The sequence below is a fragment of the Leptotrichia sp. oral taxon 221 genome, from assembly GCF_018128245.1.
In the GTDB taxonomy this organism is placed as follows: domain Bacteria; phylum Fusobacteriota; class Fusobacteriia; order Fusobacteriales; family Leptotrichiaceae; genus JABCPH02.
The window spans coordinates 1,579,098-1,595,352 of sequence record NZ_CP072378.1 but is presented as its reverse complement, the minus strand read 5'-3'; the positions used below and the strand labels follow the sequence as shown (position 1 = coordinate 1,595,352).

At 29.4% G+C, this 16,255-nt stretch carries 15 protein-coding genes and 1 pseudogene; 13 read left to right on the top strand and 3 right to left on the bottom strand.

The annotated features are described in order from the left end of the window. Positions 1-8: 8 nt before the first annotated feature. The 4 genes and pseudogenes from J4863_RS07065 (at position 9) to J4863_RS07050 (ending at position 3,442) form a co-directional block, all read left to right on the top strand. Positions 9-347, top strand: a pseudogene (locus J4863_RS07065) (zinc ribbon domain-containing protein YjdM). Between the two features lie 160 nt (positions 348-507). Beyond that, a complete protein-coding gene (gene era, locus J4863_RS07060) occupies positions 508-1,398 on the top strand; it encodes a GTPase Era (RefSeq protein ID WP_211618079.1) in 891 nt (296 codons plus the stop codon). Between the two features lie 838 nt (positions 1,399-2,236). Next, the gene (locus J4863_RS07055) at positions 2,237-2,818 is read left to right on the top strand and encodes a DUF2278 family protein (RefSeq protein WP_211618078.1); all 582 of its coding nucleotides are present in this window, start codon (positions 2,237-2,239) and stop codon (positions 2,816-2,818) included. Between the two features lie 18 nt (positions 2,819-2,836). Next, complete coding sequence (locus tag J4863_RS07050; RefSeq protein WP_211618077.1) at positions 2,837-3,442, top strand: DUF4240 domain-containing protein; 606 nt, start codon at positions 2,837-2,839, stop codon at positions 3,440-3,442. A 214-nt stretch (positions 3,443-3,656) separates the two neighbouring features. On the opposite strand, the gene J4863_RS07045 is transcribed toward J4863_RS07050, so the two are convergent. Further along, a complete protein-coding gene (locus J4863_RS07045) occupies positions 3,657-4,937 on the bottom strand; it encodes a folylpolyglutamate synthase/dihydrofolate synthase family protein (protein WP_211618076.1) in 1,281 nt (426 codons plus the stop codon). 72 nt (positions 4,938-5,009) lie between these two features. Then, on the bottom strand, positions 5,010-5,279 hold the full coding sequence (rpsP, locus tag J4863_RS07040) for a 30S ribosomal protein S16 (protein WP_211618075.1): 270 nt from the start codon (positions 5,277-5,279) through the stop codon (positions 5,010-5,012). 378 nt (positions 5,280-5,657) lie between these two features. On the opposite strand from rpsP, the gene J4863_RS07035 reads away from it, so the two are divergent. Further along, positions 5,658-6,755 carry an RNA-guided endonuclease TnpB family protein gene (locus J4863_RS07035; protein WP_211618074.1) on the top strand — a complete coding sequence of 366 codons (1,098 nt, stop codon included), beginning with the start codon at positions 5,658-5,660 and terminating at the stop codon, positions 6,753-6,755. 313 nt (positions 6,756-7,068) lie between these two features. On the opposite strand, the gene J4863_RS07030 is transcribed toward J4863_RS07035, so the two are convergent. Then, positions 7,069-7,635 carry a biotin transporter BioY gene (locus J4863_RS07030; RefSeq protein ID WP_211618073.1) on the bottom strand — a complete coding sequence of 189 codons (567 nt, stop codon included), beginning with the start codon at positions 7,633-7,635 and terminating at the stop codon, positions 7,069-7,071. A 399-nt stretch (positions 7,636-8,034) separates the two neighbouring features. Here J4863_RS07030 and J4863_RS07025 point away from each other — a divergent pair, with 399 nt between their 5' ends. The 8 genes from J4863_RS07025 (at position 8,035) to J4863_RS06990 (ending at position 16,145) form a co-directional block, all read left to right on the top strand. Then, positions 8,035-9,003 carry a thiamine pyrophosphate-dependent dehydrogenase E1 component subunit alpha gene (locus tag J4863_RS07025; protein WP_211618072.1) on the top strand — a complete coding sequence of 323 codons (969 nt, stop codon included), beginning with the start codon at positions 8,035-8,037 and terminating at the stop codon, positions 9,001-9,003. 157 nt (positions 9,004-9,160) lie between these two features. Further along, the gene (locus J4863_RS07020; protein ID WP_026239115.1) at positions 9,161-10,153 is read left to right on the top strand and encodes an alpha-ketoacid dehydrogenase subunit beta; all 993 of its coding nucleotides are present in this window, start codon (positions 9,161-9,163) and stop codon (positions 10,151-10,153) included. A gap of 18 nt (positions 10,154-10,171) precedes the next feature. Beyond that, entirely contained in the window at positions 10,172-11,206 is a 1,035-nt protein-coding gene (locus J4863_RS07015) for a dihydrolipoamide acetyltransferase (protein ID WP_211618071.1), read from the top strand. A gap of 52 nt (positions 11,207-11,258) precedes the next feature. After that, positions 11,259-13,031: a dihydrolipoyl dehydrogenase gene (gene lpdA / locus J4863_RS07010; protein ID WP_211618070.1), complete on the top strand. Its 1,773-nt coding sequence runs from the start codon at positions 11,259-11,261 to the stop codon at positions 13,029-13,031. A 21-nt stretch (positions 13,032-13,052) separates the two neighbouring features. Next, positions 13,053-14,045, top strand: coding sequence for a lipoate--protein ligase (locus tag J4863_RS07005; RefSeq protein ID WP_211618069.1), 993 nt, complete (start codon positions 13,053-13,055; stop codon positions 14,043-14,045). 239 nt (positions 14,046-14,284) lie between these two features. Beyond that, the gene (gene rplM / locus J4863_RS07000; RefSeq protein ID WP_211618068.1) at positions 14,285-14,719 is read left to right on the top strand and encodes a 50S ribosomal protein L13; all 435 of its coding nucleotides are present in this window, start codon (positions 14,285-14,287) and stop codon (positions 14,717-14,719) included. Between the two features lie 13 nt (positions 14,720-14,732). Beyond that, positions 14,733-15,131, top strand: a complete 399-nt coding sequence (gene rpsI / locus J4863_RS06995; RefSeq protein ID WP_211618067.1) for a 30S ribosomal protein S9 — start codon at positions 14,733-14,735, stop codon at positions 15,129-15,131. A gap of 426 nt (positions 15,132-15,557) precedes the next feature. Continuing rightward, positions 15,558-16,145: a hypothetical protein gene (locus J4863_RS06990; RefSeq protein ID WP_211618066.1), complete on the top strand. Its 588-nt coding sequence runs from the start codon at positions 15,558-15,560 to the stop codon at positions 16,143-16,145. Positions 16,146-16,255: the final 110 nt, after the last annotated feature.

The window sequence follows — 16,255 nt, the reverse complement described above, 5'->3', positions numbered from 1 at the left end:
AGTAACAAATGAGTTTACCAAAATGCCCAAAATGTGGATCAGAATATACGTATGAGGACGGGAATATGTTAATTTGCCCAGAATGTTTTCATGAATAGACATTAGAAGAAAGTAATAGTGAAAATGAGGAAAATGTTGTAAAAGATTCAAATGGAAATGTTTTGCAAAATGGAGATAGTGTTACAATAATTAAAGATTTAAAAGTAAAAGGTGCGTCAAGTGATTTGAAGAGAGGTACTAAAGTAAAAAATATTAGATTGATAGATGACGGAATTCACAATATTGAATGTAAAATTGATGGATTTGGAGCGATGAAACTAAAATCGGAATTTGTTAAGAAAAATTAATATCTTGGTTCAAATTGTTGTTTAAATTGTTTTAGAAATTATAAATTAAGGTGAAAGCTATTTCTGTAAAGAAAAATATGATAGAGATTATTTTTGAATTATGAAATGGCTCTTTGAAATTAATAGAATAAAATAGAAAAATAAAATGGAAGGAGGAAAGATGAAATCAGGATTTATAGCGATTGTTGGTCGTCCAAATGTGGGAAAATCAACATTGATGAATAAATTGGTAAAAGAGAAAGTTGCGATAGTTTCAGATAAAGCTGGGACTACAAGAGACCAAATTAGAGGGATTGTAAATATTCAAGATAATCAGTATATTTTTGTTGATACGCCTGGAATTCATAAGCCGAAGCATTTGTTAGGTGAGCATATGACAGAAGTTGCGTTAGAAACGTTAAATGATGTGGATTTGATAATGTTTATGCTTGACGGAAGTGTGGAAATTTCAACTGGAGATATTTTTGTGAGTGAGCATATTAAAGAAGCGAATACACCTGTAATTGTGATAATTAATAAAATTGACAAATTATCAGATGAAGAGATTGAAGAGAAAAAGTTGGAAATCAAAGAAAAATTGGGCGATTACGAAAATATCATAACTTTGACTGCAGAATATGCGATAGGTATTCACAAAATTTTTGAAGTTGCAGAGCCTTATTTGTCGAATGATGTGTGGTTTTATCCAGAAGATTATTATACAGATTTGCCTGTTAATAAAATTGTTGTTGAGACAATTAGGGAAAAAATATTGCATCATACGAAAGATGAGATTCCTCACAGTGTTGCTGTCGAGATTATAAATGTTGAGACGAAGCCGAATATTAGAAAATATGATGTGAATATTTATGTTGAAAGAGATAGTCAAAAAGGGATTATCATTGGAAAAGACGGTGCTTTGTTGAAGAAAATTGGAATTGAAGCGAGACGAGAAATTGAAGCTTTGATTGATTTGAAAGTGAATTTGAAATTGTGGGTAAAAGTTAAGAAAAAATGGAGAAAAAATAAACAATTTTTAGATGAAATGGGATACAAAATTAAGAAAAAATAAGTTATTTAGTGGAAGAAATTTAAAATTAAAGTGGAAATAAAATTATTTTCTATTTTAATAAAAATGTTACAAGAAGTCTTCAGCTTCTAAAAGTGGGAGTAGTTCACTGGAATTAATTAAGAGGGTATTTTTTAAGAAATGTTAAATTTAGATGAATCATTTTTTGAGAGATACCTTGTTTTGTAATTAAAATTTTATTTTGTTAGAAAAATAAATAAAAAAATATATAATAATGTGAAAAATGTGCTATAATTATAATGGGGAGAGGGATGAATAAGGATTTAAAGATATGGAAAAATATGTGTTTTTTAGAGGAAAAGTGATAGATAAATGGTATGATTTTGATTAAAAAATAATGATTTTCACATTTTTAAGAATAAAATTAGAAATAAAAATAAAATCATAAAAATTAGTCAACGCATACAGAAATGTGTGTGAAAATAGTTATAAAACTATAAAAAACTACTTGAATTGCTGGAAAATCCTAAAGTTAGTTTGACTACAACATAATATCTATTCTGTTTAATAAATTAAGAATATAGATGTAAGTGTGAAAGTGGCGAAAGCAGAAAAAATAAACTAGATGGCATAAGGTTAAATCCTAAGTGCTAAAATAATGGACAACCAGCAGCTAAGACTGAAAAGTAAAGTTCAACGACTATTCCTTTTTGGAAGTACACCAAAGTTGGTGGAAGTGGGTAGACCTAAACGGATAATGCTGTAGGATAAGATATAGTCTGTGCTTGTTAGAAATAGCAAGAAGTTTGAAGTTAAATTTTTCTCTAATTATAGTGAAGAAAAGCTTAATAAAGAACTGCATAAGAAGTAGCGAGCTTATGTGAACAAAATTTATAAAAATCAGAAAAATTCTCATTATCATATCATCGCAGATGCTGAAGGTAAACAATATGATTTGGCAATTAATATAGGAAGTATTTTAGAGCAAAATGGCGTAGTTAAATCTTCGGATTTACGTGTCTGTTATGAGGAGGAATATACTTACAATAGGAAGATTTTGAAAGAAATGCTATTGCAGAAAGAAGGTGTGACAGAAGCTAGAAAAGGCTTGTGTTTAGATTATTCTAAGATGAAATTATTTCCTCATGAGAAGTTGAAGTTAATGAAAGGTTTTAGTGAAAAAGAGATTTTCTTAACAGAATTAATTGAAGAAAATATTTGTAAAATGATGCTAAACGAAAGATTTGAAATATTTGTATTTGGTAAGCTATATTCAAATAATAAAGGAATACATGATATTCATTTAAATCAAGGGAGTAGAGGGAAACATAAATTAAAAGACAGTCCATTTTCAGACGGAGCAATATTTTTTTTCGACAGAAAAGTGAAAAAATGGAAGGCATTGTTTATTGCTTTTAGAACTCAAACATTGAGAACTGATAGAAATGGAAAAGCTTTATAGAAAAGAGGAGTAATAGCTATGTTGAATATGACAAGAGAGAGCTTTTGGAATTATGTTTCGGAGGCTCAAAATAATACGAAAAATGGATCAGAAATGTTAAATTATTTAACAGAAAAATTATCCAAAGAAACAGATGAAACAATTTTTAGTTTTGGAATTATTATAGATGAATTGATGCTTGAAAGCTATAATGAAAAATTGTGGTGTGCATCGTATTTGATTAATGGTGAAGACAGTGAAGAATTCTTTGATTTCTTTAGATTATGGCTCATTTCACAAGGAAAAGATGTATATGAAGAAATTTTAAAGAATCCAGACGATCTTATTAAATATGTAAAAACACCTGAAGAAGATGGATTTGCAAGTGATCTATATGAAAATGAAGATTTTTTCTTTGTAGCTATAGATGCTTTTAGAATAAAAAATTCATTGGAAGATTTTGAGGAAGCATTTGAAAAATATTTGGAAGTATTTGATGAGTATAAAGAAAAATTAAATTATCAAGATGAAGATTATCCAAAACTTAAATTTAGTTGGAATAAGAAAGTTCCTAACTCTATGAAAAAAGAATGTCCAAAATTGTTTGGAAGATTATACATCGGAGATTCGGAGTTGGACGCCTAAGTAGAAGTTGTAAGGAATGATAGCTAAAAGACTAATATAAATAAAACAAGTAGCATAAAATAGCGTAAAATAAAAAATATGAAATTCTCGTAATTGAGGATTTCATATTTTCTTTTATTTATAAGAAAATTAAATTCATATTTTTTAAACTATTTACTAATAATATTTAATAATTTAAAAAGAGGATCAGCCTCTTTTCTAGTAATAGATAATTTTATCCAATCAAATTTTTAAATTTTGCAATTTCGTAAAAAGATCCGCAAATTACAATTGCTTTATACGAAGTATTTTTTTGATTGACTAATTCTAAAGTCTTGTTGTATGCGATTTTTATATCATTTTCAAAAGTGATGTTATGTATTGGAATATTTTCTTTTATCATTCGAGATTTTATTTCCTCTGAATTAAGTCCATAAGTGATTCCACTCAATGAAGTTATAAAAATTTTATTTGTTGTTGTTTCTAATTTTTCAAAAATTTTTTTAAAATCTTTTGTTTCGAGAACCGATGTTATGAAAATAACTTCATTTTTTTTATAAAGTTCATTCAAATTTTCCAAAAGAGTTTTTATTGAATCTTCATTATGAGCAGCGTCTAGTATTACTGGCGGATTTTTTGAGAAAAACTCAAATCGTGCTATCCATTTCATATCATCGAGTCCCTTTTGAATAATTTTGTCTTCAATATTATAAATTTTTGCGATTTCGTATGCAATTAAAAAATTATTAGCTTGAAATTTTCCAAAAAGAGGAATTTCAAATGTAGAATTATTCAGTGTAACTATTGTCTTGTAATTTTTTTTATCTAAAATAACTTTCATATTATGATATTTTTCGATTAAATTAATGCTGTTTTCAGTTCTTTCGTTAATCGCATCTATTAATTCAGGTAAATTTTGTGAAAATAAACAAAGTTCATTCTTTTTAATAATTCCTGCCTTTTCAAAAGCAATTTCTTTCAAAGAATTTCCTAGAATATTTGTATGTTCTAAACTAATATTTGTAATTGCAGCTATGTCAGAATTAATCAAGTTTGTAGCATCCATTCGACCACCTAACCCTGTTTCTATTACAATAAAATCAGGATTTTTTTCATTGAAAAATAGTAGGCAAATGAAAAAAGTTATTTCAAAAAAATTAAGTGGGTGGGGATTTTCTTTTTTTGAACTATATTTTTTTATTTTTTCTAAAGCAATTTGATAATATTTGATTATTTCGTCGTCTGAAATCATTTGTTTATTAAAAATAATACGCTCGTTAAATTTTTGAATGTGTGGAGAAGTAAATTTTCCTACACGAAATCCATTTGCAAATAAAATATTTTCAATAAAAGTTACAGTTGAACCTTTTCCGTTTGTACCTGCAACATGTATGATTTTAGAATTTTGACAAGGAAATCCTAACAAAGCGTAAATTTCTTTTAAATCATCGATATTTTCTCTTCGTTTTTTTGTACGAAAATTAAAAAGTTCATTTAAGATAGTATTAATGTCCATTTGAGAATACCTTTCTAGATAATTGAATTTATAAAAAAAGAGCGCTTATATATACGCTCTCTTAAATATTGGCTATTTCTTTTTAGTTTCTTGGAATTTAGCCCATACTCCAGCTTTTGTTAAAATACTTTTAACAGTTTCTGTTGGTTGAGCACCATTTGATAAGAATTTTAAAATTTCTTCTTCTTTTAAAACTACTTGGTTTCCTTCTTCAGCTAAAGGATTGTATGTTCCTAAGTAAGCAACTGCTTTACCGTCTCTTTTTGATAATGCTTCCATAGCAGCTATTCTATAAAAAGGAACTTTTTTTCTACCTAATCTAGTTAATCTTAATTTTAACATTTAAATTTACCTCCGTTTAATATCTTAAATTATATTTTATTGTAGTGAAATTTATGAATAACAAATTTATTCTAAAAATTTACTAAAATTATATTGTTAATTTAATATGTGGTTATTATACACAATTTTCGAAGTGGTGTCAAGTATTTTTTCTTTACAAAGATTTTCATTATGAAATTTTTTTATTTAACAAAAAGATAGCAAGAAGTCTCCGACTTCTATAAGTGGTAGATGAATTGCTTTTTTTGTAAAAAAATTGAAAAAAGGATACTCTTATGATACAATTTTTGTATAAAATATCGAAGAGAAATCATTAATGATAAAATCTCTAAAGAAATAATTAAAAATATATTCAAAATCAAAAGGAGGTGTAATTTCATGAAATATAATTTAGCATTCAAATACAGAATTTATCCAAATAAGGAACAAGAATTATTGATAAATAAGACTTTTGGATGTGTTCGTTTTGTTTACAATACAATTTTGTACACTGCGAATAAATTTTATGAAGAAACTGGAAAAAATAAAATAATTACACCTGCCAGTTTGAAGAGTGAAAATCAATTTTTGAAAGAAGTGGACAGTTTGGCACTTTCAAATGCTCAATTGAATGTGAGACGATCATTTATGAACTTTTTTCAGAAGAGAGCAAAGTTTCCAAGGTTCAAATCTAAAAAGAATAGTGTTAAAAGTTATACAACAAATTGTGTGAATAATTCGATACGAATTGAGAAAGGTGAATATTTGATTTTGCCAAAATTGAAAAAAGTAAAATTGAAATATCATAGAGAAATACCAAAGGATTACAAGATAAAGTCAGTAACATTGACAAATAGCAATGGAAATTATTATGTTTCTGTTTTGACAGAATTTGAAAAAGAAATTCAAAAAAATCCAAGTAATGATAAAGTAATTGGACTTGATTTTTCAATGTCTGAATTATTTGTCAGTTCTGAAAACCAAAGAGCTGATTATCCAAGATATTTTAGGATATTGGAGAAAAAATTGAAAAAATTACAAAAATCATTATCAAGAAAAGTGAAATTTTCTAAGAATTGGTATAGACAAAAAGAGAAAATATCAAGATTGCATGAGTATATCAAAAATTGCCGAAGAGATTTTTTGCATAAATTATCAAAAGAATTGTCTGAAACGTATAATGTTGTGGTTGTTGAGGATTTGAATATGAAAGGGATGAGCCAGGCATTAAATTTTGGGAAAAGTGTAGGAGATAATGGGTGGGGAATGTTTTTGAGAATGCTTGAGTATAAACTGATGTTTTTAGGGAAACAATTTTTGAAGATAGATAAATGGTTTCCGTCATCGAAAACTTGCAGTAAATGTGGAAATGTTAAAGAGGAACTGAAATTATCAGAAAGAAGTTATAAATGTGAGTGCTGTGGAATTGAAATTGATAGAGATTACAATGCTGCAGTGAATATAAAAAACATTGGAAAATTGATGTTGAAATATTAGGAAAATAAAAAAAACAGGGCAGGGACTGTCCGAAGAGCTTGGTAAATATATTTGGCTAGCAAAAGCAGGTACTTCCCAAGAAGCTCCCACTTCTAAAAGCGGGAGTAGTTCACTATTTTTACTTAACATTATTTATAAATCGTTTTCAAATTAATTAATAACTTTTCAGGAGTAAAATTTAAATGAGAAAAGATTGACTAATTTTGAATAATAAAGATTTTGAATAATAAAAAAAGAAAACCAATCAGTAAATTTAATTCAAGAATGGTTTTCTCTAAAGTTTAAGAACATTAAAATTCTAAAAATTTAAATTTTATTTTATAAATTTCCATAGTGATGGAAGTAAAAGTGTTACAGCTGTTGATTTTATTGCATCTCCAGGAAGGAAAGGCAACACACCTATTATAAATGCATTTTTTCCAGGCATAAATAATGATAATACGAAAGCACCTAATGTCAAAATGATAGTGCTTGAAAGCATTAATGAAAGAATTGTTTTCAAGTAAGATTTTGTAACACCTTTATCAGATAAATATCCTAAAACGATTGTAGATACGATGTATCCTAAGATATATCCACCAGTTGGTGAAAATATTGAACCTGCTTTAAAACCAGCAAAAATTGGAGCTCCTAAGCTACCAGCTATAACATATGAAAGTATAGTTGCTGTTCCTAATTTTCTACCGTATAGTAACGCCATTAATGTTACTCCAAATGTTCCAAGTGAGATTGGTACTGGAGTGAATGGAAGCGGGATTACAACTTGAGACATTACTGACAAGAATATAACACCACTTAATACTAAAAGAATATTTTTTAAAAGTTCTTTTTCTTTTGTTTCAATTTTTACAATGTTGCTAATTAATGTATTTTGTTTCATAGCAAACCTCCATTTTTATAATTATTTTTATTAATAATTATAACACCCGTTATTTTAAAAGTCAAATAAATGATTTTTTGAAGATGTTATTCTATAAATATTTTAAATGTATAATTTTTTGATTTTTTATAAAAACTTGTTTTAAATTAAGTTTTATAAAGTCAATATAAATAAATCAGTTGATGAATCATAAATAATATATATGATTTATTAGGAAATGTTATTTAATATTGAAATTACTAGAAAATTGTAACCTTTATAAACTAATAAGAGTTATATTTTTGCAAATTAAATAAATAACTTGAGAAATACTATTGTTTTTCTTAAATTCATATGGTAACATAGTAATAAATGTAAAAATTTGTATATAAAAGAATAAAACCATAAATGGAGGAAAAAATGGAAAATATATCTAAAGATAAATTATTAAGTATGTATGAATCAATGTTAGATATTAGAAACTTTGATTTGAAGGTGAATCAACTTGTAAAAAGAGGGATGGTTCCAGGAATGACACATTTGTCAGTTGGAGAGGAAGCGGCAAATGTTGGAGCGATTGCGGCGTTAAATCCTGATGATTTTATAACATCTAACCATAGAGGACATGGGCAAGTTATTGCAAAAGGGATTGACTTGAATGGAATGATGGCTGAAATTATGGGGAAAGCTACAGGAACTTGTAAAGGTAAAGGTGGTTCAATGCATATTGCCGATTTAGAAAGTGGAAATTTAGGAGCTAACGGAATTGTTGGTGGAGGACATGGAATGGCAGTAGGAGCAGCTTATACTCAAAAAGTTAAAAATACTGGAAAAATCGTAATGTGTTGTTTTGGAGATGGAGCTACAAATGAAGGAAGTTTTCATGAAGCAATGAACTTGGCATCAGTTTGGAATGTACCAATTATTTTTTATTCAATTAATAATGGATATGGAATAAGTACAGATATTAGAAAAGTTACAAATGTAGAACATATTTATCAAAGAGCAGCAGCTTATGGAATTCCTGGATATTTTATTGAAGATGGAAACGATGTTTTGGCAGTTTATGAAACATTTAGAAAAGCAGTGGATGATGTAAGAGCAGGAAAAGGTCCTGTTTTAATTGAAAGTGTGACATATAGATGGTTTGGGCACTCGAGTTCAGATCCTGGAAAATATAGAACAAAAGAAGAAGTGGATTCTTGGAAGGCAAAAGATCCTATTATTAAGTTTAAAAATAGATTGATTGAAGAAGGGATTGCTACTGAGGAAGAATTAACTAAATTGGAAGAAAATTCGAAACAAAAAATTGAAGAAGCAGTTGATTTTGCGAAAAACAGTCCAGAACCAACTCTTGAATCAGCATTTGAGGATATTTTTGCAGATTAATTAAAGTGTTTATTACTAAAAGAATTTTTGGAAATTTAGTAAAAAGATATTGATTTAAAAAATATAAATTTTGAAAAAATTCTAAGAGGGTTAAATTAGGAAAATAGTGTTAGAAATTTTAAAAAGAAGAGATAAAAACTGGGAGGAAAAAATAAATATGGAGACAAAATTAATGTCTGTAAAAGAGGCAATAATTACAGCAATGTCAGAAGAAATGAGAAGAGATGAAAATGTATTTCTTATGGGAGAAGATGTTGGAATATTCGGAGGAGATTTTGGTACTTCGGTAGGAATGTTGGAAGAATTTGGAGAAGAGAGAATTAAGGATATGCCTATTTCAGAATCAGCAATCTCAGGAGCAGCTATTGGAGCGGCAATGACAGGTTTAAGACCAATTGTAGACGTAACATTTATGGATTTTATCGTGTATATGATGGATAATATTGTAAATCAGGCGGCTAAAACTAGATATATGTTTGGTGGAAAAGGAAGAGTACCAGTGACATTTAGATGTGCGGCAGGAAGTGGAGTAGGTTCAGCAGCACAACATTCGCAATCATTGGAGGCTTGGTTTACGCATATTCCTGGAGTGAAAGTAGTTGCACCTGGAACACCTGCAGATGTGAAAGGGTTATTGAAAGCAGCCATTAGAGATAATAATCCAGTAATTTTCTTGGAATATAAGGCGCAATATAATATGAAAGGTGAAGTTCCAACAGATCCTGAATTTGTTATTCCTTTAGGAAAGGGAGAAATAAAAAGAGAAGGTACGGATATTACAATAGTAAGTTACGGAAGAATGCTTGAAAGAGTATTGAAGGCAGCAGAAATAGTGGCTGAAGAAGGAATTAGCGTGGAAGTGGTGGATCCTAGAACATTGATACCATTAGATAAAGAAATAATTTTGGATTCAGTTAAGAAAACAGGAAGAGTTATTTTAGTGAATGATGCTCATAAAACAAGTGGATTTATTGGGGAAATTTCAGCAATTATTTCAGAAAGTGATGCATTTGATTATTTGGATCATCCAATTGTGAGATTGGCTGGAGAAGACGTGCCTATGCCATATAATCATACTTTAGAAACAGCGATGGTTCCGAGTGTTGAAAAAATTGTTGAGGCAATTAGAAAAGTAAAAAATAAACAATAGTAGAAGGTGAAATATAAGATGGAAAATAGCAAATTGAGAGCTACACCCGCTGCGAGAGATTTAGCTAAAATGATGGGAATAGATTTGTTAAATGTTAGAGGCAGTGGAGCTAAAGGTAGAATTCATAAAGAAGATGTGGAAGAATTTAATTTTGAGAAAAAAGTGAGAATTACTCCGTTGGCTAGTAAAATAGCACAAGAATACAATATTGATTTGAGTACAGTAGAAGGTAGCGGACATAACGGGAAGATAATGAAAGAAGATATTTTGAATATCATTGCTAAACCGAAAGAAACTGAAGAATTGGCAAGACATGAAAAAGCGATATTGGCTGAAAAAGAACAAGTGGAAGAAGCTGATATTGAAGTTATTCCAATGTCGCCAATGAGAAAAGTAATTGCAAAAAGAATGTCAGACAGTTACTTTACGGCACCTACATTTACATTAAATTATGAAGTTGATATGACAGAATTAATTTCATTGAGAAAAAAAGTTATGGATACAATTATGGAAAATACAGGTAAAAAGATAACTGTAACAGATTTAATTTCGTTTGCTGTAGTTAAAACATTAATGAAACACAAATATGTAAATTCTGAATTGTCTGCAGATGGAACACAACTTACATTACATAATTATGTAAATTTATCAATTGCTGTTGGAATGGACGATGGACTTTTGGTGCCTGTAATTAAAGGTGCTGATAAAATGTCATTGAGTGAATTGGTAGTTGCGTCTAAAGATATTATTAAAAAGGCGTTGGCAATGAAATTGAGTCCTTCTGAACAAAGTGGAAGTACGTTTACAATTAGTAATTTGGGAATGTTTGGAACGCAAAGTTTCAATCCGATTATAAATCAACCAAATTCAGCAATTTTAGGAGTTGCTGCGACAGTTGAAAAACCAGTAGTTGTAGATGGAGAGATTGTAATTAGACCAATAATGACAATGTGTTTAACAATTGACCATAGAGTTGTGGATGGACTTGCTGGAGCTAAATTTATGCAAGATTTGAAGAAATTATTGGAAAATCCATTGGCAATGTTAATTTAGAAAATTTGAAATACTATAAATACCATTAAATAAAATAAAGGAAGTGAAATAAATGGCAGTAGAAGTAATTATGCCTAAAGCTGGAATAGATATGACAGAAGGGCAAATCGTGAAATGGAACAAAAAAGAAGGGGAAAAAGTAGAAGAGGGAGAAATCTTACTTGAAATAATGACTGATAAAACAAGTATGGAATTGGAGGCAGAGGCTTCAGGATACTTAATTAAAGTGTTAAAACAGGATGGAGAAACTGTGCCAGTTACAGAAGTTATTGGATATATTGGAGCTGAAGGAGAAGAAGCACCAACAGGAGCAGCACCTCAAGCGGCACCAGAACCAAAAGCAACAGAATCAGTGGCAGCAGCTCAACCAGCAGCTTCAACTTCAAATGAACCAAAAGCACCAAAAGGTGACGATGAATTTGATGTAGTTGTAATCGGTGGAGGACCTGCAGGATATGTAGCGGCAATTAAAGCAGCACAATTAGGTGGAAAAGTAGCGATTGTGGAAAAAGTTCACTTTGGAGGAACTTGTTTGAATAAAGGATGTATTCCTACGAAAACATTCTTGAAAAATGCTGAAATTATCGAAGGAATCGAAATGGCAGGAAAAAGAGGAATTATCTTGGAAAACGATAAATTCACAATCGATATGCCAAAAGTTGTTAAATTGAAAAATGATATCGTAAAAACATTGACAAATGGAGTTCAAGGATTATTGAAGAGTAATGATGTTAAAATCTATAACGGTATTGGAAAAATAAATGTTGATAAAGATGTTGTTGTTACAAATGATAAAGGTGAAACAGTATTGAGAACTGATAAAATCATTTTAGCAGGTGGTTCAAAAGTAGGAAGAATCAATATTCCAGGAATTGACAGTCCAAAAGTATTGACAAGTGATGATATTTTAGATATTCAACAAATTCCTAAATCATTAGCTGTAATTGGTGGAGGAGTAGTTGGAATTGAGTTGGGACAAGTGTTTAATTCATTTGGTTCAGAAGTAACTGTTGTGGAAATGATGGATAGAATTATTCCTGGTGTGGATAGGGAATCTTCTGAAACATTGAGAAAAGAATTAGAGAAAAAAGGAATGAAAATCTTGACTTCAACTGCAATTAAGGAAATTGTTGATAATGGAGATACATTAACAATTAAAGTTGATGGAAAAGATGATATTGTGGCTGAAAAAGCATTGTTGTCAATTGGAAGAGTGCCTGATTTAGAAGGAATTGGAGAAATTGACTTAGAATTGGAAAATGGTAAAGTTAAAGTGGATAAATATATGGAAACTAGCGTTAAAGGTATTTATGCGCCTGGAGATATTAATGGAACTAGAATGTTGGCTCATGCGGCATTTAGAATGGGAGAAATTGCAGCAGAAAATGCAATTCAAGGAAACCACAGAGCAACAAGATTAGAAACAAATTCTTCAGCTTCAATTTATACTATACCATCAGCAATTTATACTGTACCAGAAGTAGCAATGGTTGGATTGACAGAAGAACAAGCTAAAGAAAAATACGATATAAGTGTAGGAAAATTTGCATTTGTAGGAAATGGAAGAGCGTTGGCATCAGGGGAATCTGCTGGATTTGTAAAAGTTATTGCTGATAAAAAATATGGAGAAATTTTAGGAGTTCATATTGTAGGGCCTTCAGCTGCTGAAATCATTAACGAAGCTGCAACATTAATGAAAATGGAAATTACAGTTGATGAAGTAATTAAGACAATACACGGACACCCTACTTATTCAGAAGCATTGTTTGAAGCATGTGCAGATGTTTTAGGAGAAGCTGTTCATTTACCTAAAAAGAAAAAATAGAATGAAAGAGGACTAGTTACTATGATTTATTACATTAGTAAAACTCATGATACCGCATTTAATATTGCTTTAGAAGAATATTGCTTCAAAAATTTAAGGGATGAAGACGAAATATTTTTGTTGTGGATAAATGAGCCTTCGATAATTGTTGGGAAGTATCAGAATACGATTGAGGAAATTAATACGGAATATACAAGAGAAAAAGGGATTCATGTAATTCGTAGAATTTCTGGTGGAGGAGCAGTTTATCACGATTTGAATAATTTGAATTATACGATTATTTCTAACAGAGATAAAAATCAAGAAGGATTCAATTTTAAAGAATTTTCAAAACCAATAATTGAAACATTGGCAGAATTAGGCGTAAAAGCTGAGTTTACTGGAAGAAATGATTTGGAAATTGATGGGCAAAAGTTTTGTGGAAATGCACAGGCTTACATAAAAGATAGAGTGATGCATCATGGTTGTCTTTTATTTAACGTTGATTTTAGTGCTTTGGGAAATGCTTTGAAAGTTTCTAAAGACAAAATTGAGTCAAAAGGTGTAAAATCTGTTAGAAGTAGAGTTACAAATATATTGCCTCATTTGAAAACTCCGATTACAGTTGAAGAATTTGGTGATAAAATTATGGAATATATGAAAAAACAGTATCCAGATATGAAAGAATATGTTTTTAGTAAGGAAGAGTTGGATTATATTGCAAAAAGAGCTGAAATTAAAAGAAGCTGGGAATGGAATTACGGAGAGTCGCCAGAATTTAATATAACTCGAGGAGAAAGATTTAAAAATGGACGAATTCAAATATTTGCAGATGTTGAAAATTCGAAGATAAAAAGTATTAAATTTTATGGAGATTTCTTTGGAATGAATGAGGATTTAACAGAATTGGAAAATCTTTTAGTGGGAGCGAAATATACGCCAGAAGCGATAAGAGAACGTTTAAAAGAAGTAAATATTGGTGAGTATTTTTCGAAATTTACTTTAGATGAAGTTGTGGAAGCAATTGTGGAATAAGATTTTTAAATTTTACATAGTAAAAACGATATTTCTTAACTTTAAGTTATTGTTTTTACTATGTTTTTTAGTGAAGTAATCAATTACATGATACACTTCGATTAAAAAAATATAATGTATCAAGTAATTTTACTTGACAACTACGAGAAAATAATATATAATTAACTAATATGAGAGCCTTTCCCACAAAGGACCGTTATCCGAAAAGATAAAAGAAATAAATTTAGGAGGATAAAATAGTGAATAGATACACTGTAATGCAAAAAAAAGAAGAAGTTGTAAGAAACTGGTATGAAATAGATGCAGAAGGAAAAATATTAGGAAAATTAGCGGCTGAAATCGCTGTTAAATTAATGGGTAAACATAAAGTTAGTTACACACCACATGTTGACGGTGGAGATTTTGTTGTAGTAACAAACGCTGAAAAAATCGCAGTTACTGGTAACAAATTATTAGCTAAAAAATACTACAGACATAGTGGATATCCAGGAGGATTAAAAACTAGATCATTAGAAGAAATGTTAGCAAAACAACCTACTGAAGTAATCAGAAAAGCTGTTGAAAGAATGTTACCTAAAAATAAATTAGGTAGCCAAATGATCGGTAGATTAAAAATTTATGTTGGAAATGAGCATACACATGCAGCTCAAAAACCAGAAAGAATAGAGTTATAGGAGGTAAGATTTCGTGGCAGAAAGAATTCAATATTTAGGAACTGGAAGAAGAAAAACTTCAGTAGCAAGAGTAAGATTAATCCCAGGTGAAACTGGAGTAGTAATAAATGGAAAAGAAATGAGAGATTATTTTGGTGGAAGAGAATTATTAGCTAAAATAGTTGAACAACCTTTAGAATTAACAGAAACTTTAAATAAATATGGAGTAAGAGTTAATGTAAACGGTGGAGGAAATACAGGTCAAGCAGGAGCTATTAGACACGGTGTTTCAAGAGCATTATTAGAAGCTGATGCTGAATTAAGAGGAGCTTTAAAAGAAGCAGGATTCTTAACTAGGGATTCAAGAATGGTTGAAAGAAAAAAATATGGGAAAAAGAAAGCCAGAAGAAGTCCTCAATTTTCAAAAAGATAATTGTATTATTTTATATACCCTTGGAAATCAATGTTTCCGAGGGTTTTTATTTTGGTAAGAAATGTGCTAATAAACTATTTTCTAGATTAACAATCAATCCAAAAGAAAACTTGTATTACGAAATTTAAATAAATGGTAAAATTAAGATTGGATTTTCTAGTTTTTTATTAATTTTTTAGATAAAAAATATTTTTGGTTAAATTATTTCAATAGTTTCAATAATTAAAAAATAATCGTAATTAAAATATATTTTATGATCATATTATCAAAAAAAATATAAAAAAACACAAAAATTTCATAATTAAAACATAATTTTGTCAAAATTAAATGGTACTATATATTTGTTCGAGAGGAACGCTAAAAAATAAAAGAAGATATACTATGAAATTTAATTTGTAGTATCAGAAGAATATGGAGGAAAAAATTATGAAAAATATTAGTAAAAAAGGAATTATGGGAATGGCTTTATTAGCGTCATTATCAGTATTTGCAGGGACGACAACGTTGAAGGAGAGTAAAAATAAAATTCCAGTACAAAATGAGCAATGTCCAGAACCACCGAAAGATGCGAATGGAAATCCAATAAAACCAGATGAAACAAAAATGAAGGCAGAATTTGAACAAAGAGCAAAAAGAATAGAAGATTTGAAAACAAAATTGAAGACAGGAAATTTGACATCAAGCGAATCAGAAGAAATAATTGAGATTTTAAGTAGAAAAGGTAGACCGCATAAGGACTGCAAACCACCAAAAGATGGGAAAAAACCTGAAAGAAAATTTGATAAAGAACCACCGAAAGATGCGAATGGGAATCCAATAAAACCAGATGAAACAAAAATGAAGGCAGAATTTGAAAAAAGAGAAAAAAGAGTAGAAGAATTAAAAACAAAATTGAAGACAGGAAAATTAACAGCTAATGAAAGAGAAGAATTAGTAGAAATTTTAGATAGAATTGGAAAAAGAGGACCTAGAAGACCAGAAGGAAATCCGCCTCAAATCGAAAATCAAAAGTAGTAGAAAAGTTATTAATGATTTGTTAAATAAAATTTTTGTAGAATTGTTTTGAAATATAAATATGGAAATATGCTTGTTTAGTAGAGTGATTAGAATCTTTACAAACAGGT